Source organism: Methanobrevibacter sp., assembly GCF_015062935.1.
GTDB lineage: Archaea > Methanobacteriota > Methanobacteria > Methanobacteriales > Methanobacteriaceae > Methanocatella.
The window spans coordinates 159,123-176,823 of the sequence record NZ_SUTM01000001.1; the positions used below are offsets into that span (position 1 = coordinate 159,123).

A 17,701-nucleotide genomic window follows, 5' to 3' on the forward strand; every position below is an offset into this window, starting at 1 on the left:
ACACTACTAATGTTCAGATACGGTCACTTCCACATAAAGTGGTGGAATTTCATTTTTATCTTCCCAAATAGCTATAATAATATCAAAGTTCGGAACTTCAAACACTTTATATTCTACTACAAGGCCCATAGATTCCAATTCCTCTTTCATTCTCATGAATCCATTAGTATCTACGTCATTTGTAGTTGTTTCACTTTCTTTGATATTTTTGTCTCCAGTTTTTAAAATTTCATCAATTTTTTCAGAAGTTGGTTCTAATTCGGTTCCTTCTAAAATTTCCCCAATTTCATTAAGTTTTGATGAAAATTCATTAAGCGGCAAGACTTTTCTTGATCTGCCTCTAACGATTAATATTCTTTCATTATCAATTGCAGGCCTTGAACCTTTAAAAGCATCAAAAAAGCCCATTACTTTACCTGCAAGTTCATAAGTTTTTTTCATTAAATCAGATCCTATTTAATATTCAATTCAGCTTTAAGTTCGCCCATTGTGGTAACTTTTTCCGCAAATGCGTTGTGTCTGTGAATACTTTCCTGGTTTTCCTGACGTGATGTAATTAATGTATCATCAGGGAAATCAGAGTACTTTTTAGCAATGCTTTCCATCATGTTTCTAACGCAATCTTCAACAAATACTGGTTTTTTGTGCGCATTCATTACGGTTGCATTTTCATCAGGTCTTTTAAGTAATTCACATACTGGTGAACTCATTGATTGCTCAATTATTTCAATTAAATCTTCTGCTTTGACAACTTTATCTTCCGGAACTTCAATAAACAATGTTCCAACTCCCCTTTGGTTGTGTGAAGCAAAAGTAACAGTATCTAATACTTTTTGTGTAGTTTCTTCATCTAAAAATTCTAATAATTTAATTTTATCAGATTCTCTTACAGATTCTTGTGCACATGGACAAACGGTCATTCCAATGACTTCAGCACCAATACTTTTTTTGATGCTGACATTTCCGTCATCATCTCTAAAACCAATTGCTTTGGCTTTTAATTTTGCCATTTCTTGGGTTTTATTTTTAGTCACTGGGGACTCTTTCATAAACATAAAATCGGTAGTCATAGATATTTCAACACGCTTTGCGTATTCGTGCTTTTTCATCATGCATTCAACAATTTCAGCACATAATGATTCAACATCTATGGTATTTCCATTAGCAACAGTTTCAAGAACTTCACTTATTGCTTCTGGATTTCTGGACATGTGTACACCTTTTTGATCATTTGGTAAATCTACAAATGCATCAAATGTAGGCAATAATATTATAGGTCTTTTATTTGCTCTTTCTAATTGTAATAGTTTTTTAACTCCTGTAACACCTACTCTAGTTAATTTAATAGGTATCTTTGGAGTGTCATCTTGTGTGTCGGGTAAGCATACAGCCAATTTAATTACCTCGAAAATTTTGTTTGAACATTATATATTTATCATGTCCTTTTATTTATATATTTATATTTATTTATTAATTGTACAATTGAGGCATGTTTTTTAATGGAAACTGATTTTTACAGATTAAATATTGTTGATTTGTATTTTTTAGAGGGTATTGATTTAATCAATGAGTATCATGTTCGCTATTTTTTTTTAAAATGTTCGGGATTTTCTTACAATGTGGGTCATCTTTAAGTTATAGTTAAAAATTAATTTTTGTAAAGTTATTATTTTCCCATATTTTTTATTAAAAAATAATTCTGTGATGTTCAGGCAATGTTATTTTGTTTAATTTATTTAAAATTATATAAATATGTAATAAAATTTAGACAAATATTCGTTTTTTGTACAATGTCAAAAAAGTTATATGAAATATATTTTTTTAGATTAATTTTGAAAATTAACAAAAAAAGAGTGATGTGCAGTAAGTATTTTACTGCATTTTTAAAAATTTTTATAAGATGTTTGAAGATCCCATGTCTTCTTTAATAACATCTAAAACGGTTTGGGTGTAGGTTCTTTCTATAATTGGGTCTTTTAATAGTTCTTTAATGAATGAATTTAATTCATTGGTATTTCTGAATTTAGCAATTAAAAATGCGTCATATTCGCCGGTAACGTCGTAAATTCCAACAACGTTTTTATTGAAGAATGTTTTTTCTTCCCAATTTTTGAGTTTTCCACCTTTTACTCTAACTCCAATAATTGTAGTTAAAACAAATCCGAGTTTTTCGTGGTCAATTACAGGGGAAAACTTTTTGATTACTCCTGATTTAACCATTTTGTCAATACGGTTGTGTACAGTACCTACAGACACGTCTAAACTTCGTGAAATTTGCCTATAGGATGTTCTCACGTCCTCATTGATAATTTTAAGGATGTTGATATCGGTGTCATCTAGTTTGATAACATTATCTTTAGTTTTTACCATTATTTATTCTCCTATTTTGAATATTTTATATAGAAAAAATCTATATTATTTAAACTTATTATTATAATAATAATTTTTTATAATATTTAAAAGTATTGATTATTTGTATATTTTTTTTTAAATTTTTATTCTAAAAATTAAGAATGGAATATTGTTTATGTAAATTTTAACCAATTTTTTTTTAATGAGGTATATCTTTTAACAATCGTTAAATCATTTTATGTTTATTTTAGGTATATTTGAATAGATTTTATTAATTAAATTGTTATTTACATAATTTAAGTAAAATATTTTTTATATCTGAAATCGTTGCATCACTTTTGATTCCTAATGGATTAAAATGTGTTTTGATGGCTAAAAATCCTTCTTTTTTAATTTCATCAAATATTAAATCTAATTTAGGAGCACTAATGGTTAATGATTTGCATAGTTTGTGGATTTCATAAAATGTTGCTGGAGCATCAGCTTCTTCAAGGCAACTGTTTAAAAGTTTCAATGCTTTCTTTTCACTATTGATCTTTTTATTGTCAATCTCTTTAATCATGTTTTCAATAAATTCTCCATCTTGAAGGTTTCCTAACCATAACGGTCCTGCATGAATTAATTTTTCACCACATACTGGACAGATTTCATCAATTGGTCCGGCAATTCCTTTGCTTGTTTGTCTGTGGAGACAATGTTTACAATGGCTAATGTATCCAATATTTTTTAAACATTCATCAGTTTTTTTCGGACCTTTTTTGACATATAAATATAACCTCATATAATGTTCGGTGCTGTGTGATAGCTTCACTTCAATGTATTTTCCGTATTTTGCAAGAGTTAATGCAACAAATCCTGCTAGGATTCTAATGCCTGTTTCGTGACAATATTCACTTTTATATGGTTTTGCATTGTATTTGCGTATGCAGGGCTCTTTATATGTTCCGCAGAGTGCAGAAGTATCTGTAGCAGTTACGCATAACAATGAATTTCTACGGGCACAGTATCCTGCTGAATCTAAAAAGGGTGATGGTGTTCCAAATGGATCAATATCTATAACATCGAATTCCCCTCTTTTCATCCTTAAAAACATGCTTGCATCATGTTGGAAAACTTCAATATCTTCCAAATTGTTTAATTCAATGTTATGTTTTTCATAAAAATTTGCAGTTTCACTAATATCGTTTATTGAAACGTTTCCAACACCTTCAATTTCATTTTTATAACGAATTCCCCGAATTCCACTTCCTCCAAATAGGTCGCAGATATTTATTTCTCTTTGCTCTTGTCTTTGAAATACCTGTATTGCAAGTATTGATAAATCTCTGTTTAATTCCATATTGGGGTTGTAAAATACTGGTGCGTCAGATGAAACTTTATCAAATTCTGGAAATTCGATTTTTGTTAATCCTTCTTCAATAGTTTTTATTTTATATTCATCCATTAATTTCACTCTTGATTGTTTTTAATAATTAAGTAATGTTTTAAATATTATTAGATTTAAATATTAGTATAGTAAATTTAAATCTAATTGGTGATAACTGTGTCAGATATAAAAGTTCCGATTGCTAAACCTATAATTGGAGATGAAGAAATAGAAAATGTAGTTGAAGTGCTAAAATCAGGTATGATTGCTCAAGGTCCAAAAGTGGAAGAGTTTGAACAACGTTTTGCTGATTGGGTAGGTGCAGAGTACGGTATTGCTGTGAACTCAGGAACTGCTGCATTGCATACTGCACTGCTTTCCTGTGGAATTGGCGAGGGCGATGAAGTCATTACAACTCCATTTACATTTATTGCAAGCGGAAATTCAATTGTATACACTGGTGCTAAACCTATTTTTGCAGATATCGATTTAAAAACTTACACTATTGATCCGGATTCAATTGAAAAATTGATTTCAGAAAATACTAAAGCAATTTTACCTGTTCAGTTATATGGTCAGGCTGCAAATATGGATAGAATTAATGAAATTGCTGAAAAATATGGGTTAATTGTTATTGAAGATGCAGCTCAAGCTCATGGAGCAACATCCAATGGTGGTAAAGTAGGAAGCTTAGGAGACATGTCCTGTTTTAGTTTTTACCCAACAAAAAACATGACAACTTCTGAAGGTGGAATAATCACAACCGATGATGAAGAACTGGCTGAAAATGCCAGAGTATTTAGGGCACATGGAGCCAGTATCAGATATCACCATGATGAAATCGGATACAATTTTAGAATGACCGATATCGCAGCGGCAATAGGTCTTGCACAATTAGATAAAATTGATGGTTTCAATGATAAAAGAATTGAAAATGCAGATTATCTAAACAATGGATTAAAAGATGTTGATGGCGTAATCACTCCTTACTGCGCTGATGGATCAAAACATGTTTATCATCAATACACAATTAGAGTTGAAAAAGGAGACCGTGATGATTGGGTTGATATCATAAACGATTGCGGTGTGGGAACAGGTATTCATTATCCAATTCCACTGTATAATCAACCTGTTTACAAATCATTAGAAATTGAAGGAAATTGTCCTAATGCAGAACTCGCTGCAGATAATGTTATTTCACTTCCAGTTCATCCGTCACTTACCAAAGAAGATTTGGACTTAGTTATTGAAGCAGTCAAAACAGCTTCAAATCAAATAGAATAATTTTATTCTATTTTTATTTTTTTAATTATTTTTTTTGTTTAACTTATTTTATATTTACACTGTACATGTAATTGGTGTAAAGTAATAGTTTATTTAAGCATTTGATTAACTGTATCTACTTTTGCATCTAAAGTCCTATTTTCTAGATCTCTTCGGTCATCAACTTTTATCACAGTATAAACCCTACCTATTCCAAGTTCAAAAATTGCCTCTTGTGCGGCAGCTATTGCAGAATATAATTCTTCTAGATTTTCAGCTTCTATTTGTGTTCCCATTCCTGTTAATTGGTAACTTAATCCTGAATCCTTAATGGATTGAACTGCAGCGGTTACATAGTCTTTACATTCGGTAGTTTCAGTTCCAACAGGTAATATTGCAAAATCACATGTAATCATTTTTTTTCACCTAGTAAAATTATTTATTTATCTTCGTATAAATTAATTTAGTAATGGTAAAATTAAACAAAGATGAATTTAATAAAAAGATTTTTACAAGAATCAATAATCTTATCTCTGATTATCAATTAGTTAAGGAAAATGAGCTTATAGCCGTTGCATTGTCCGGGGGTAAGGATAGTGTGTTAACATTGCATGCGCTAAAAAATTATCAAAATTATGTGGATTTTGATTTGGTGGCTATCAGTGTTGATGAAGGTATTGAAGGTTATAGGCAGCACGGCATCGATTCCGCTGTTCAAAATGCAAAAGACTTGGGTGTTGAACTTGTTCAAAAATCCTTTAAAGATGATGAGGGATTCTGTTTAGATGATGTCTATCAAGATTTTAAAAGCGCTTGCATTCCATGTGGTGTTTTCAGAAGAAATATTTTAAATAAAACAGCTTATGAATTGGGTGCAGTTAAAATTGCAACTGGACACAATCTGGATGATGAAATTCAATCATTTTTAATGAGTTTTGCAAGGGGAGATACAATTAAATTTTCAAAATTTGGTCCTGAACTTGATGTAATTCATCCCAAGTTAGTTCCAAGAATTAAACCACTGTGGAATACTCCCGAAAAGGAAGTTGGAATGTGGACTGTATTAAACGACATTAATATTCATCTTGATGAATGTCCATATTCTCATTTGTCATTGAGAGCTAAAATTAAAGAGTTTTTAAATGTTAATGAGGATAAATATCCTGGAATAAAAAATAATGTGATGGAATCATTCCAAAAGATATTGACTTTTGAAAATGATATTGTCACAAGCCTTAATGAATGTGAAGTTTGCGGTGAGCCTACTTCATCAAAGGTTTGCAAGGCCTGTGAGTTAAAAGATTTAATTTCTCAAAATTGCGAAGGCCATATACACGATGAATAATGCAACAAGTATAATTCCTTCTTTCTTATCATATTTTTCTTGTGTTTTTCCGAATATGAAACATAATATTGTTACTGCAAGCATAAATACTACATCAATTAACAAACTTGAGTCCAATGGTATTGCACTAATTGCACTGCTTGCACCCAATACGAATAATATGTTAAAGATGTTTGATCCAATAACATTACCTATAACTAACTGATTTTCTCCTTTCTTTAAAGCAGTAAGTGAAGTTACAAGTTCTGGTAAAGAGGTACCTATTGCTACAATGGTTAAACCTACCAATGTTTCACTCATTCCAAGTGCCATTGCTATATCTGATGCACTATTTACAACCAAATCTCCACCGAGTATGATTCCAGCAAGTCCGACAACTATGAAAATTATACTTTTTGGAAGAGATAATTTTGCTTTTTCAACTTTATTTGCATTAGCTGATTTTTTAGATGAACGAATGAGGTATAATACGTATGCTATTAAAATAATTAACAGAATTATACCTTCGATGTTTGTAATATTCCATCCAATCAATATAAATGCTGCAAATAATATTGTTATTGCAACTAAAAAAGGCAAATCTTTATTCAAAACACTTTTTTCCATTAATAAATCGCCGAGTAATGCTGAAACTCCAATAACCATTAAAATGTTAAATAAGTTACTTCCAATTACGTTACTTACTGCCATTGCATTATTTCCGGTTAATGAAGATGTGATTGAAACAGCGGCTTCAGGGGCACTTGTTCCAAATGCAACAATTGTTAAACCAACAATTATGGTAGGAATTTTTAAAAGGGATGCAATACTGCTTGCACCATCAACAAAAAAGTCAGACCCTTTAATTAAAAATACAAATCCTATGATTAATAACACTACTTGGATTATTATCGAAGCGTCCATTTTATTCCTCCAAAAATTCTTCTTGAGGTCCTAAGTCTGTAACAAGAACCTTATCAATTTGGTGACCGTCAATATCCACGATTTCAAAAATGAATCTTCCACATTCATATTTGTCTTCTTCATCAGGGATTTTACCACTTATACTTAATATAAATCCTGCTAAAGTGGTGTAGTTGTCTTCCTCTTCATCAGGCAGATTTCCTTTAAAATCAAATAACTTTTTAAATTCATCAATATTGTATCTGCCGTCAATTAGCCAGGTTCCGTCATCCCTTTGGATTGCTTGAGGTTCATCTTCCTCATCTATGCCTGGAATGTCTCCTACAATTCCTTCAAGTAAATCGTTTAAAGTAATTAATCCTTCAACACATCCGAATTCATCCACAACGAGAGACATGTGAACATATCCTTGATTTTCTTTGAATTCTCTTAATAATTCTAATGTTTCCATATGTTCAGAGACAACCAAAGGTTCTTTTACAATTTTATGCACATCAAATTTTTCATCACTAAACAGTACTGAAAGAATGTCCTTTGCTTGGACAACTCCTATGAAATCATCTAATTCTCCTTTAGCTATTGGGAAGATTGATCTTTTACTTTCAATGATTTTTATTTTGTTGATTTCTCTTTCATCTTCCAAATCAATCCAGATGATTTCGTTACGAGGGGTCATTATACTTTCGACTTTTTGATCATCTAGTTTGAAAACCCTTTTGATAATGTCTTCTTCTTCTTTTTCAATAGTTCCGTCTTCTCTTCCTTCTCTAATCATCAATTCGATTTCTTCTTCAGTAACCAAATCATCGTTTTTGTTTTCAATTCTCAGCACCCATAAAAGAAAACTACTTGATTTTGCGAGAATGAAACTGACTGGTTTACAAACTTTTGAAAGAATCACCATACTTTTTGCAACTTTAAGAGAAACTTTTTCCGGTTCATTTAAAGCAATTACTTTTGGCACGATTTCTCCCACAACTAATGTCAAATAAGTTGTAACGATAACAACGATTGCTACACTTATCGGTTCGCTGTAAGGTACAAAAGAAATTAATTTGGAAAGGGGTTCTGCTAAAGTTACTCCTCCAAAAGCCCCAGTTAAAACACCAATTAAGGATATTCCAATTTGAACTGTGGATAAAAATTCATTAGGGTCTTCTAATAAATCAAAAACAATTTGTGCATTTTTATTTCCTTCGTCTAAGTATTTTTGCATTTTTGCTTTTCTTATGGATACAACAGCCAGTTCGGCCATTGACAGGTATCCTGTAAATATTATTAAAATTAATATTATAATTATCTCGAGTGTCGTTCCAATCATTTTTAACAAACCAATTAAAACTTATAATTCACTGGCTCGTTTAAAGTCAGTGTTTCCATATATCTCATCTTGCATTTGCTGGACGGCATAGGATGCATCTTCTCTGGTCTCAACTCGTTTAAATATTCTTCTTGATTTGACTTTCAGTGTTTTTCCACAAACACATTTACGAGTTGCCACTCCTTTTTTTGCATACAATACACGACCGCAGTCGCATCGAAATATAAGATACATGATATTTTTTCCATTTAAAATTAATAAGTAATTATTATATTATCAATATGTTATATAAAATTTTCACTATGCACCAAATAATTTAAAGATTAACGGCATGAAAACCTGTGACGGTAAAATTACTAAAGTAGCTATGCTGACGCCTAAATTAGTTCCAACAACCACTAAAAGTATCCTGAATATGTTATTGTTCCATAAATCTCTAAATCCTTCGATTTTAGCTAAATTCTTTATGTCACTTTGCCTTACTTTCCTGTATTTTGCTTCGGTCAGTCCTGAAAACCATCCTGCAGCAAGCAATGGGTGGATAATGGTTAATGGTGCAACTACTCCTCCAACAATTGCAGATTGAATTTTTGAACCTGAAAGTATTGACCCTAGGAATCCCATTATCATACTGATGATAATAAAGTCATAGAAGTTTCCGACAATATTTATCCCATTAATATATGCCAGAAAAAATATCACCACAAACATTATCGGAATTAAAGCCAAAATAATTTTAAGCCATGGAATTCCTTTTTTTCCTTCAATTTTTTCCAATTCGCTTAGTGGAGGTAATGTTTCAGGATTATCCAAGTATCTTTCAATTCCTGGCCTGTGACCTGCACCCACAACAGCAATTACATGATCTTGGGGTATTTGAAGTATTTTTCCTGCAAGATAAGCGTCTCTTTCATGAACTAATACTTCATGGACGCTTGGGGCTTCGTCTTTAAACATTTCCATTAAATCGTCAAGATTTTCGGGATTTTTTAACTCTTCAATGTCCACATCTTCTTCATCACCAAATCCTAAAACTGAAGCCAGCAATCCAAACATGAATTTAGCTTTTTCCATAAAGCCCATTTTGTTTAATGCTCTTTGCAATGTGGTGGATATGTCTCTGTCTATAAGTGCAATTGGAATCTGTAAGTCTTCGCATGCTTCGATAGCTCCCACCATTTCAGAGCCCGGCTTTACATCAACATCTTCTCCAATTTTGGATTGGAAGTAACTAAGAAGTGTTGTTGTGAAAAATAATCCTACTTTATTGTCTTTAATTATCTGTGTAACTGAAATTTTATCGTCTTCTACAATTCCTGCCATTTCGTTTTTAAGGCGTATGTATCGTCCTCTATCCAGTTCAATAGCTACTACTTCCGGGTGTTGTTCATAAATAGCATCCTTAACTTCATCAACACTGTCTGATGATACATGTGCAGTACCTATTATAGTTAAACATTCTCTTTTCAATAAAAACACTTCTTTTATTATTATATTATCTAATTATTATGAAATCTAAATATATAAATTTAATCTTTAATTAAGGTTAATTGGTTATTTGAATACAAAGCCACATTATCAGTAATATTTTTTTTACAGCAGCAATCGATATCCTGCACATATCCTAATGAAGTCAGGCGTTTTCCAGAGCGGGAATTATGAAATCCTTTTTTTACATATTCCTCGTCTCTGCTGGCCATTATTGCCGCTTTTGCAATGTCGTTTAGTTCATATTCCTCTAAATTTTCACAAATCCAATAGAGAATTTCACCGGATGCCAAAAAATCTTCAAGGGCAAATTCTCCTTTTACACCAGCCATGACCACATCAATATGATTTTTAGACATTTTTACGGATTTTTCACCAACGGATTTTGCGTTTACAAGTGATCCCACAAGAACTGTAGAATTCATATTTTCTAAAATTCTAGTGCCGTTGCTTGTTGTTAAAATCATGGTGTTTTCATCACTTTCATATTCCTCGGCAAGTATCGGGGAGTTTCCAATATCAAAGCCTTCAATTTTCATGCCGTTTCTTTCTCCGGCCAAAACACCACCTAATTCTTTTTTTAGATTAAAAGCCTGTTCTGGTGTGAAACATGGTACGATTTTTTCAAAATTGTTAAGTGCCAATGTTATTGTTGTACTTGCCCTGAGTGCATCAACCATTATGGAAATGTCTTCACTGACAGTTGTCTCTAAACTTAATGTGACCTTCATGATGTAATTTATATTATATGTTAATATATAATATATAGTATGAAAATTATCACAACACCTATGTGTGAAGAAATCGTAAAACTGGCAGGAATCTCAGAGTATATTGTTAATAAGTTTCCTGATGAAGAAGAAGGGGATTTGGCTATTGCACTATCTGAAAGCAATGTGGAAATGGATTGTGTGCCTATAAAAATCAACACTCCATCACAGATTTTTGAAAGCATTAAAAAAGTTTCTAAAATTAATGAAAAAGAGCTGTCAGATGAGGATGTGCTGGCTTTTTTTAATGATTATGAACTTTCAAAAAAATATTTGAATTTTAATTTTAAAAGGGATGTGAATGTTAAGGTTTATTCTAAATTTTTAAGAGACATAGTTGAAGATGTTGGGTTCAATATAGTGCAAGAAAACTATGACTATGTAATCTATCCTGATTATTTAAAAGAGGATGTTAAAGAAAGTGAAAATCTTGTAGAAATATCTTCTCATAACTGCATTTCTAAAAATCCATTTGAAAAAGTGGAAGTCAGATATGCCATTTTAGAAAGTTTAATATAATATAGGATTTAAAACTTTAATCATAATAAAATTGCATTTTTAAAGAGTTGTTTATATGTATGAAACATTAATATTTACTGGCGGAGTTCACAAAAGTGAAGAGATTAAAGAGTTAATTGAAGATTTGGGAGGTTTTATTCTCCAGGACAGCATTCAACAAATGGAATTAGTTTTAAATATGGCTGTTCCACTGGAAGATGTTGATAAAATTGAAAAGAAATCTTCTGAATTATTAGGTAAAATATCTGTTGCTCCTATGGCCGGTTCTGAAATAGCTATTGTTTCACCAACTCTTGCAAGACACCATTTGCCTCATGCGGCATGCGATATTTCCGAATATCTGCGTGAATTCGGTGCAAAAGATAACATGATTGGTCTTGCAAGGGGAGATGGTAAAGGTACAGCAGGTATCACTGAAGAAGAAAAAAGTTTAATAGAAGAACATGACATAGCTATTTTTGCATTAGGCAGTTTTGAAAATTGCATTAAAGAAAAAGCGTTCTTATATGATACTATTGACATACCTGTAATTGTTACCGGATCACCTTACATGTCTTCAGATGAACTTCCAGGCGCAGATGCATATGTCGGAGGTCTCGGCAGGATTCCTAGAAGACTTAGAAGAGGTCCGGATATACGTGCATTAGATAATTTGGTTGAAACTATAGAACAAATATTAAATGACAAAAAACGTGAAATGGCTCTTGACCCACCGTTAGTCCCATCTATTGTTGTAAAAAATGCAATTGAAAATCAAGTTAAAGAAATTAAAGATGTAATTTCTCCGACACCAGTAACTTCACAACTGGATGGTGTTCGTGTAAAACTAAATTATGACAAATATGCAGATGTAATTGGAAATGTCATTATTGACGGCAAAAAACTATCTGAACTTGCTGAGATAAAAAAATCATTCATGTATGATTATATCTTAGTTAAAATTAACAGTGAGAGTTCTCTTGTAGAGGATTCAAACTAATCTTTTTTTTATTTCATTATTCTCATTCCAAAGAAATTCACGGCATCCACTAAATCGTTGAATTGTTCTAACTCTCTTTCTATAACATTTTCGTCAGTCATATCAATACTTAGTTCACCATCAACTGTTAATGTGTCAGGGCCACGACCAACAATTCTTTCAACGCCGTCTGAGCTTAAAATTCTCTCAGCATCTAATTGATGGACAAATGAACGTCCAGGTATGATTACTGCTTCTTTTATGTCGCTTAAATCCAATTTTTCCAAGTCTTCTTTTGTAATTAAACATGCAATTTCCTTTTCACAGGCAACAACATTGACATTGTCTCCGGTTTCCAGTTTTGAAAATATTTTTGAGATATAAGGTTCAGCAATTTTGGATGTAATGATTGTGGCCTCACCGGTAATAGGTTTAATAAACTGTAGAAATATTTCATTTTCAGGACTGGCGATTGCAAATGGCCCTCCAGTTTCAGGATCGCATACTGGGGTTCCGCTTACTCTGAATTTATATTCTTTATTGATTTGTTTAACCAACTCGGAAAACTCTTCAACAGGTTGTGATTCAATGCCTTTTATGATTGGTTCGTTGCCTAATATCAGACCTTCATTAAATGTATTTGCAAATCTCATTAAAAGCATTCCTTTTGCACCCCATTGTTCTAATGAGTTGCATGTTTCCCGTAATACGTCTCCGTCATTGACTCCAGGTATTATTACTGCAGCACCTGTTAGGTCAATGTTTTCACAAAATATTTGACAGGATTTAAGGGCTTCCTGTGGATTTGGGTCTTTTACCCATTGTTTTCTAAGCACAGGATCTGAAGCAAAAATAGTAAATGAAACTTCCTTAACTCCATTATTTATTAAGTTTGTAGCAGTTGAACTGTCAGTTATCCCTTTGCCGCATGTATACCCTAATATTGACGGTATTGAAAATTGATTCAAATTAGCAGTAAGGCTTTCAAGGTAAGGATAACAGCTTATGTCTCCTCCACCGCTTATATATGCGGAAATTTCACCGCCTCCCCTATTCATCATCAGAGCACTTTGAACCTGATTCATAACTTCAAATGGGGTTTTAAATGCTCCTTGGGATTCAGCTACTCCTTTACTACATCTTTCACAGCCAATTTTATTAGGTAAACAGTGAGCACAGCCAAATACTTTAATATCTTTAACCTTTCTGAAGTAACAGTATTTGCAAAAACCGTTACAATCTTTACCAGGTATTCCTCCAACATCTGCTACAACTTGCATATTATATTATTCTTTAATTCATTTTATTTATAAATGAAGTATGAATTTTCAAACCAAATTTTTTTATTACTTTTAGTATTATTTATTAACATATAGGGGTAAAAGTAATAATTTATAATTTTTCTTTATTTTTAATATTAATTATTAAAATTTCATATTTTTTTACTTAATCATACTTATATTTGTTTTAAAGAATAATTACTATTAGATGATGGTTTGTTTTATTATACTGTTGATTTTATTAGTTTAAAAAAGTATTACTTTTGAACCCATTTTTCTTAAAATATTTTTCTTTTATTATACTTTATAAACTTTTCTAAAATGTTTCATAGGTAATCTTTATATTATATCTTTAATAAAATAAAATTTGTATACCATATGGCTGGCTATTGCAAAAACTTGCTTTGTAGCTAAATACTCAATTTGGTAAAAAAATTTACCATTGAGAGTGGTATATTAGTTAAACTCTATTTATTTAGGAGGGAAAAAATGGCAAAGTTTGATGATAAAATCGATTTATTCGATGATAGAGGCAACGAAATTGCATCTGACGTACCAATCGAAGCTATTAGTCCATTAAGAAACCCTGCAATTCAAAACATCGTAAAAGGTGTAAAAAGAACTGTTGCAGTAAACTTAGAAGGACTTGAAAAATCTGTTAAAACAGCATCTGTTGGTGGAGACAAATCTAGAATTTTAGGAAGAGAATTAGATCTCGATATTGTTGCAAACGCAGAAGCAATCGCAGACAAAATGAAAGGAATTATTCAAATTTCTGAAGATGATGACACTGTTGTAACACCTATTTCTGGAGGAAAAAGGTTATTAGTACAAGTACCTACTAGAAGAATTGATGTCGCTGCTGAATACTCCACAGCTCCATTATCTTCCGCTTCAGCTTTAGTACAATCTGTTATTGATGTTTGTGATGTAAGCATTTATGATGCTAACTTTGTAAAAGCTGCAGTATTAGGTAGATACCCACAATCTGTAGACTACAAAGGATCTAACATTGCAACCATGTTAGACATTCCACAAAAACTCGAAGGTGCAGGTTACGGTTTAAGAAACGTAAAAGCAAACGACTTCGCTGCTGCTACTTTGAAAAACACTTTCCAAGCTACCGCATTAGCTGCTATCTTTGAACAAACTGCTATGTTCGAAATGGCTGACGCTTTAGGTTCATTCGAAAGATTACACTTATTAGGTTTAGCTTACCAAGGTTTAAACGCTGATAACTTAGTATATGACTTAGTAAAAGATAATGCTGATGGTACTGTTGGTAGTATCGTACAAGCAACTATTGCTCGTGCAGAAGCTGATGGAATTATTGCTCCTGAAGAACAATTAACCGATTTCGCTATTTACAACACTGACGACGCAGCTAAATGGAACGCATATGCTGCTGCTGGTGCTGTTGCAGCAACTATGGTTAACGTAGGTGCAGCTCGTGCTGCTCAAGGTATTCCATCCACTTTATTATACTTCAACGACAACCTTGAATTCGCTACTGGTTTACCTGGTCTCGACTATGGTAGAGCAGAAGGTGTAGCTGTAGGATTCTCCTTCTTCAGTCACTCCATCTACGGTGGTGGAGGTCCTGGTCTCTTCAACGGTAACCACGTTGTAACCAGACACAGTAAAGGATTCTGTATTCCTTGTGTAGCTGCTGCTATGTCCTTAGATGCAGGAACACAACTCTTTTCACCAGAAGCAACTTCTGGTTTAATTAAAGAAGTATACAGTCAAATTGACGAATTCAGAGAACCTATTAAAGCAGTTGCAATCGCAGCTGATGAAATTAAAGGTGACATCTAATTAATTTAAACAAATCTAATTTGAAGGTCTAATCATGGATATTGAAATATTCCCTTACAGAGTTCTTGGAAGTGACACTACTGAAAAATTATTAAATGATTTAGAATCACTTGAAGATGTAAAAAGGACTGTTATTCAAGGTCCAAGATTCCCTAAAGGTGAAGCAACTTTACCTCCTCAATACAGGGAACGTAGAGTCATTAATGTTAATGGTGAAGATGTTGTTTTACAAGTTAAAACTGCTAGAATCTTTATTGAATTGACTTTGGAATCTACAATTGATGACATTGAAGAAATCTGTAATAAACATATTCCTTTTGGTTTTGACATTAATCAAGATAGGTCTCATTATATCAGAAAACAAAAAACTGTTACTGATAGGATTAAATACGGTAATAAAGAGTTACCGGATGAACTAATTGGAATGACTGATCAATATTCAACATTTGATGACCATGTGAATATTATTAAAAAGGATGACTAGATTTATATGATAGGACGTTGTACTCACGTAGTGGATTGTAGGGAAGCAAGCGGTATGGGTAAAGGTGGAAGCCTCGCTCAAAGAGGAACTTTCGCTGAATGCGGTACTGATGTATGTGCAATAGCTATGTCTCCTGGACGTAGACATATTACCAAACCAGTTTGTGAAATTACATTTGGATTACGTGAAGCTAATGTTTTAACCAGTACAATGGTATTAAATGCTGGTGCGGGCGTTCCTCATGATGCACCTGCTTCAGGTGGAACTTTGTTCGGACTTACTGATAAGGAAGTCGAACAAATGCGTAATTTCAAATTACTTGTTGTTCACTTAGGCGGTGTTGCAAATCATATTATATACAAAGCAAGATTAATTCTTAGGAATGTCAACAAACATTGCATAATCATATGCGAATCACCAGTGGACTGCGAAGATTTTGCCAAAATTGGTATTAAAACTTCAAAAGTCATGCCAGATGAAGCTGACATTAAAACTGCAGGAACTATTGATGATATTGTTACAGGTGTTATCCGTGGTGAAACAATTTCACAGGACAAATTAGATGAAATTATTAGAAAAGTTAAATTAGCATTAGGAGATGCATAATTATGGTACAAATTTATCCAGGTACTTCTCAGGTTGCTCAAAACAGAAGAAACTTCACTAACCCTGAACACGAGTTAGAAAAGTTAAGAGAAATTTCTGATGAAGACGTAGTAAAAATATTAGGTCACAAAGCTCCAGGTGAAGAATACAAATCAGTTCACCCACCATTAGATGAAATGGATGAGCCAGATGACAGTGTAAGAGAATTAGTAACCCCTATTGATGGTGCAAAAGCAGGAGACAGGATTAGATACATCCAATTCGTAGACTCCATGTACTTCGCTCCAGCTCAACCTTTCTTAAGAGCTAGATCTTACTTATCCAGATTCAGAGGAATCGATACCGGTACATTATCCGGAAGACAAGTAGTTGAAGCAAGAGAAAGAGACTTAGAAAAACTCTCAAAAACACTCTTAGAAACCGAATACTTCGATACCGCAAGAACCGGTATTAGAGGTGCAGGTGTACACGGTCACTCCTTAAGATTAGATGAAAACGGTTTAATGTTCGACATGCTCAGAAGACAAGTATTCAACAAAGAAACCGGTAACGTTGAAATGGTTAAAGACCAAGTTGGTAGAGAATTAGACGAACCTGTAGTCTTAGGTGAACCATTAGACGAAGAAACTTTAAGAGCAAAAACCACTATTTACAGAATAGATGGTGAAGCATACAAAGACGACGTAGAAGCTGTAAAAGTATGTCAAAGAATACACGTTTCCAGGTCCTTTGGTGCATTCAATCCAGTAACAGGATGGTAGATTAATATGGCTGATAAAAAATTCTTAGATGCAATGAAAAAGAAATTCAGTGAAGACCCAACTGAAAAAAGAACCCAATTCTACAACATGGGTGGTTGGACTCAATCTGAAAAGAAAACTGCATTTGTAAATGAAGGTAAAGAAATCGCTGAAAAAAGAGGAATCCCAATGTACAACCCAGACATTGGTACTCCTTTAGGTCAAAGAGCATTAATGTCTTACCAATTATCTACTACTGACACTTTCGTAGAAGGTGACGATTTACACTATGTTAACAACGCAGCTATCCAACAAGCTTGGGATGATATCAGAAGAACTGTAATTGTAGGTTTAAACACTGCACACAACGTTCTTGAAAAAAGGTTAGGTATTGAAGTAACTCCTGAAACTATTACTCACTACTTAGAAACTGTAAACCACGCTATGCCTGGTGCAGCAGTAGTTCAAGAACACATGGTAGAAACTGA

At 32.8% G+C, this 17,701-nt stretch carries 19 protein-coding genes and 1 pseudogene; 9 read left to right on the forward strand and 11 right to left on the reverse strand.

The window, feature by feature from the left end; all coding sequences use genetic code 11:
* Window positions 1-6: 6 nt before the first annotated feature.
* From E7Z81_RS00750 to E7Z81_RS00765, 4 genes are all read right to left on the reverse strand, one after another.
* A complete protein-coding gene (locus tag E7Z81_RS00750) occupies window positions 7-441 on the reverse strand; it encodes a DUF2120 family protein (RefSeq protein WP_292742916.1) in 435 nt (144 codons plus the stop codon).
* Between the two features lie 11 nt (window positions 442-452).
* On the reverse strand, window positions 453-1,394 hold the full coding sequence (gene mptA, locus E7Z81_RS00755; RefSeq protein ID WP_292742918.1) for a GTP cyclohydrolase MptA: 942 nt from the start codon (window positions 1,392-1,394) through the stop codon (window positions 453-455).
* A 499-nt stretch (window positions 1,395-1,893) separates the two neighbouring features.
* A complete protein-coding gene (locus E7Z81_RS00760) occupies window positions 1,894-2,370 on the reverse strand; it encodes an Lrp/AsnC family transcriptional regulator (RefSeq protein WP_292742920.1) in 477 nt (158 codons plus the stop codon).
* Window positions 2,371-2,635: 265 nt separating this feature from the next.
* Window positions 2,636-3,796 (reverse strand): tRNA (guanine(10)-N(2))-dimethyltransferase, encoded by a 1,161-nt coding sequence (locus E7Z81_RS00765; RefSeq protein ID WP_292742922.1) that lies wholly within the window; start codon window positions 3,794-3,796, stop codon window positions 2,636-2,638.
* A gap of 99 nt (window positions 3,797-3,895) precedes the next feature.
* On the opposite strand from E7Z81_RS00765, the gene E7Z81_RS00770 reads away from it, so the two are divergent.
* Window positions 3,896-5,002, forward strand: coding sequence for a DegT/DnrJ/EryC1/StrS aminotransferase family protein (locus E7Z81_RS00770; RefSeq protein WP_292742924.1), 1,107 nt, complete (start codon window positions 3,896-3,898; stop codon window positions 5,000-5,002).
* 89 nt (window positions 5,003-5,091) lie between these two features.
* Here the strand turns inward: E7Z81_RS00770 and E7Z81_RS00775 are convergent, their stop codons facing one another.
* Window positions 5,092-5,397, reverse strand: coding sequence for an MTH1187 family thiamine-binding protein (locus E7Z81_RS00775; protein WP_292742926.1), 306 nt, complete (start codon window positions 5,395-5,397; stop codon window positions 5,092-5,094).
* A gap of 53 nt (window positions 5,398-5,450) precedes the next feature.
* Between E7Z81_RS00775 and E7Z81_RS00780 the strand changes: the two genes are divergently transcribed.
* Window positions 5,451-6,326 carry a TIGR00269 family protein gene (locus E7Z81_RS00780; protein WP_292742929.1) on the forward strand — a complete coding sequence of 292 codons (876 nt, stop codon included), beginning with the start codon at window positions 5,451-5,453 and terminating at the stop codon, window positions 6,324-6,326.
* Here E7Z81_RS00780 and E7Z81_RS00785 read toward each other — a convergent pair.
* The 5 genes from E7Z81_RS00785 to comB form a co-directional block, all read right to left on the reverse strand.
* On the reverse strand, window positions 6,285-7,229 hold the full coding sequence (locus E7Z81_RS00785; protein WP_292742931.1) for a calcium/sodium antiporter: 945 nt from the start codon (window positions 7,227-7,229) through the stop codon (window positions 6,285-6,287). The two genes, E7Z81_RS00780 and E7Z81_RS00785, sit on opposite strands and share 42 nt — an antisense overlap.
* Window position 7,230: 1 nt before the next feature.
* Window positions 7,231-8,550 carry a hemolysin family protein gene (locus E7Z81_RS00790; RefSeq protein WP_292742933.1) on the reverse strand — a complete coding sequence of 440 codons (1,320 nt, stop codon included), beginning with the start codon at window positions 8,548-8,550 and terminating at the stop codon, window positions 7,231-7,233.
* 21 nt (window positions 8,551-8,571) lie between these two features.
* Window positions 8,572-8,784 (reverse strand): DUF1922 domain-containing protein, encoded by a 213-nt coding sequence (locus tag E7Z81_RS00795; RefSeq protein ID WP_292742936.1) that lies wholly within the window; start codon window positions 8,782-8,784, stop codon window positions 8,572-8,574.
* Between the two features lie 66 nt (window positions 8,785-8,850).
* Complete coding sequence (locus E7Z81_RS00800; protein WP_292742938.1) at window positions 8,851-10,029, reverse strand: TraB/GumN family protein; 1,179 nt, start codon at window positions 10,027-10,029, stop codon at window positions 8,851-8,853.
* A 50-nt stretch (window positions 10,030-10,079) separates the two neighbouring features.
* Window positions 10,080-10,769: a 2-phosphosulfolactate phosphatase gene (comB, locus tag E7Z81_RS00805; RefSeq protein WP_292742940.1), complete on the reverse strand. Its 690-nt coding sequence runs from the start codon at window positions 10,767-10,769 to the stop codon at window positions 10,080-10,082.
* A gap of 39 nt (window positions 10,770-10,808) precedes the next feature.
* Here comB and E7Z81_RS00810 point away from each other — a divergent pair, with 39 nt between their 5' ends.
* Together E7Z81_RS00810 and E7Z81_RS00815 are read left to right on the forward strand one after the other, a co-directional pair.
* Complete coding sequence (locus tag E7Z81_RS00810; protein WP_292742942.1) at window positions 10,809-11,327, forward strand: hypothetical protein; 519 nt, start codon at window positions 10,809-10,811, stop codon at window positions 11,325-11,327.
* A gap of 55 nt (window positions 11,328-11,382) precedes the next feature.
* Complete coding sequence (locus tag E7Z81_RS00815) at window positions 11,383-12,306, forward strand: methanogenesis marker 7 protein (RefSeq protein WP_292742944.1); 924 nt, start codon at window positions 11,383-11,385, stop codon at window positions 12,304-12,306.
* Window positions 12,307-12,314: 8 nt separating this feature from the next.
* Here the strand turns inward: E7Z81_RS00815 and mmp10 are convergent, their stop codons facing one another.
* Window positions 12,315-13,565 (reverse strand): methyl coenzyme M reductase-arginine methyltransferase Mmp10, encoded by a 1,251-nt coding sequence (mmp10, locus tag E7Z81_RS00820; RefSeq protein ID WP_292742946.1) that lies wholly within the window; start codon window positions 13,563-13,565, stop codon window positions 12,315-12,317.
* A gap of 489 nt (window positions 13,566-14,054) precedes the next feature.
* Between mmp10 and mcrB the strand changes: the two genes are divergently transcribed.
* The 5 genes and pseudogenes from mcrB to E7Z81_RS00845 form a co-directional block, all read left to right on the forward strand.
* Complete coding sequence (gene mcrB, locus E7Z81_RS00825) at window positions 14,055-15,383, forward strand: coenzyme-B sulfoethylthiotransferase subunit beta (protein WP_292742948.1); 1,329 nt, start codon at window positions 14,055-14,057, stop codon at window positions 15,381-15,383.
* A 34-nt stretch (window positions 15,384-15,417) separates the two neighbouring features.
* Complete coding sequence (gene mcrD / locus E7Z81_RS00830; protein ID WP_292742949.1) at window positions 15,418-15,867, forward strand: methyl-coenzyme M reductase operon protein D; 450 nt, start codon at window positions 15,418-15,420, stop codon at window positions 15,865-15,867.
* 6 nt (window positions 15,868-15,873) lie between these two features.
* Window positions 15,874-16,473, forward strand: coding sequence for a methyl-coenzyme M reductase I operon protein C (mcrC, locus tag E7Z81_RS00835; RefSeq protein ID WP_292742951.1), 600 nt, complete (start codon window positions 15,874-15,876; stop codon window positions 16,471-16,473).
* Between the two features lie 2 nt (window positions 16,474-16,475).
* Window positions 16,476-17,234 carry a coenzyme-B sulfoethylthiotransferase subunit gamma gene (gene mcrG / locus E7Z81_RS00840; protein WP_292742953.1) on the forward strand — a complete coding sequence of 253 codons (759 nt, stop codon included), beginning with the start codon at window positions 16,476-16,478 and terminating at the stop codon, window positions 17,232-17,234.
* Window positions 17,235-17,240: 6 nt separating this feature from the next.
* A pseudogene (locus E7Z81_RS00845) lies at window positions 17,241-17,701 on the forward strand (methyl-coenzyme M reductase subunit alpha); the annotation flags it as partial.

What these genes read in the sequence shown, in the direction of transcription:
- E7Z81_RS00750 (WP_292742916.1), bottom strand. Translation starts at nt 441, where the DNA reads ATGAAAAAAACTTATGAACTTGCAGGTAAAGTAATGGGCTTTTTTGAT.
- E7Z81_RS00760 (WP_292742920.1), bottom strand. Translation starts at nt 2,370, where the DNA reads ATGGTAAAAACTAAAGATAATGTTATCAAACTAGATGACACCGATATC.
- E7Z81_RS00765 (WP_292742922.1), bottom strand. Translation starts at nt 3,796, where the DNA reads ATGGATGAATATAAAATAAAAACTATTGAAGAAGGATTAACAAAAATC.
- E7Z81_RS00775 (WP_292742926.1), bottom strand. Translation starts at nt 5,397, where the DNA reads ATGATTACATGTGATTTTGCAATATTACCTGTTGGAACTGAAACTACC.
- E7Z81_RS00780 (WP_292742929.1), top strand. Translation starts at nt 5,451, where the DNA reads ATGGTAAAATTAAACAAAGATGAATTTAATAAAAAGATTTTTACAAGA.
- E7Z81_RS00785 (WP_292742931.1), bottom strand. Translation starts at nt 7,229, where the DNA reads ATGGACGCTTCGATAATAATCCAAGTAGTGTTATTAATCATAGGATTT.
- E7Z81_RS00790 (WP_292742933.1), bottom strand. Translation starts at nt 8,550, where the DNA reads ATGATTGGAACGACACTCGAGATAATTATAATATTAATTTTAATAATA.
- E7Z81_RS00795 (WP_292742936.1), bottom strand. Translation starts at nt 8,784, where the DNA reads ATGTATCTTATATTTCGATGCGACTGCGGTCGTGTATTGTATGCAAAA.
- comB (WP_292742940.1), bottom strand. Translation starts at nt 10,769, where the DNA reads ATGAAGGTCACATTAAGTTTAGAGACAACTGTCAGTGAAGACATTTCC.
- E7Z81_RS00810 (WP_292742942.1), top strand. Translation starts at nt 10,809, where the DNA reads ATGAAAATTATCACAACACCTATGTGTGAAGAAATCGTAAAACTGGCA.
- E7Z81_RS00815 (WP_292742944.1), top strand. Translation starts at nt 11,383, where the DNA reads ATGTATGAAACATTAATATTTACTGGCGGAGTTCACAAAAGTGAAGAG.
- mmp10 (WP_292742946.1), bottom strand. Translation starts at nt 13,565, where the DNA reads ATGCAAGTTGTAGCAGATGTTGGAGGAATACCTGGTAAAGATTGTAAC.
- mcrB (WP_292742948.1), top strand. Translation starts at nt 14,055, where the DNA reads ATGGCAAAGTTTGATGATAAAATCGATTTATTCGATGATAGAGGCAAC.
- mcrD (WP_292742949.1), top strand. Translation starts at nt 15,418, where the DNA reads ATGGATATTGAAATATTCCCTTACAGAGTTCTTGGAAGTGACACTACT.
- mcrC (WP_292742951.1), top strand. Translation starts at nt 15,874, where the DNA reads ATGATAGGACGTTGTACTCACGTAGTGGATTGTAGGGAAGCAAGCGGT.
- mcrG (WP_292742953.1), top strand. Translation starts at nt 16,476, where the DNA reads ATGGTACAAATTTATCCAGGTACTTCTCAGGTTGCTCAAAACAGAAGA.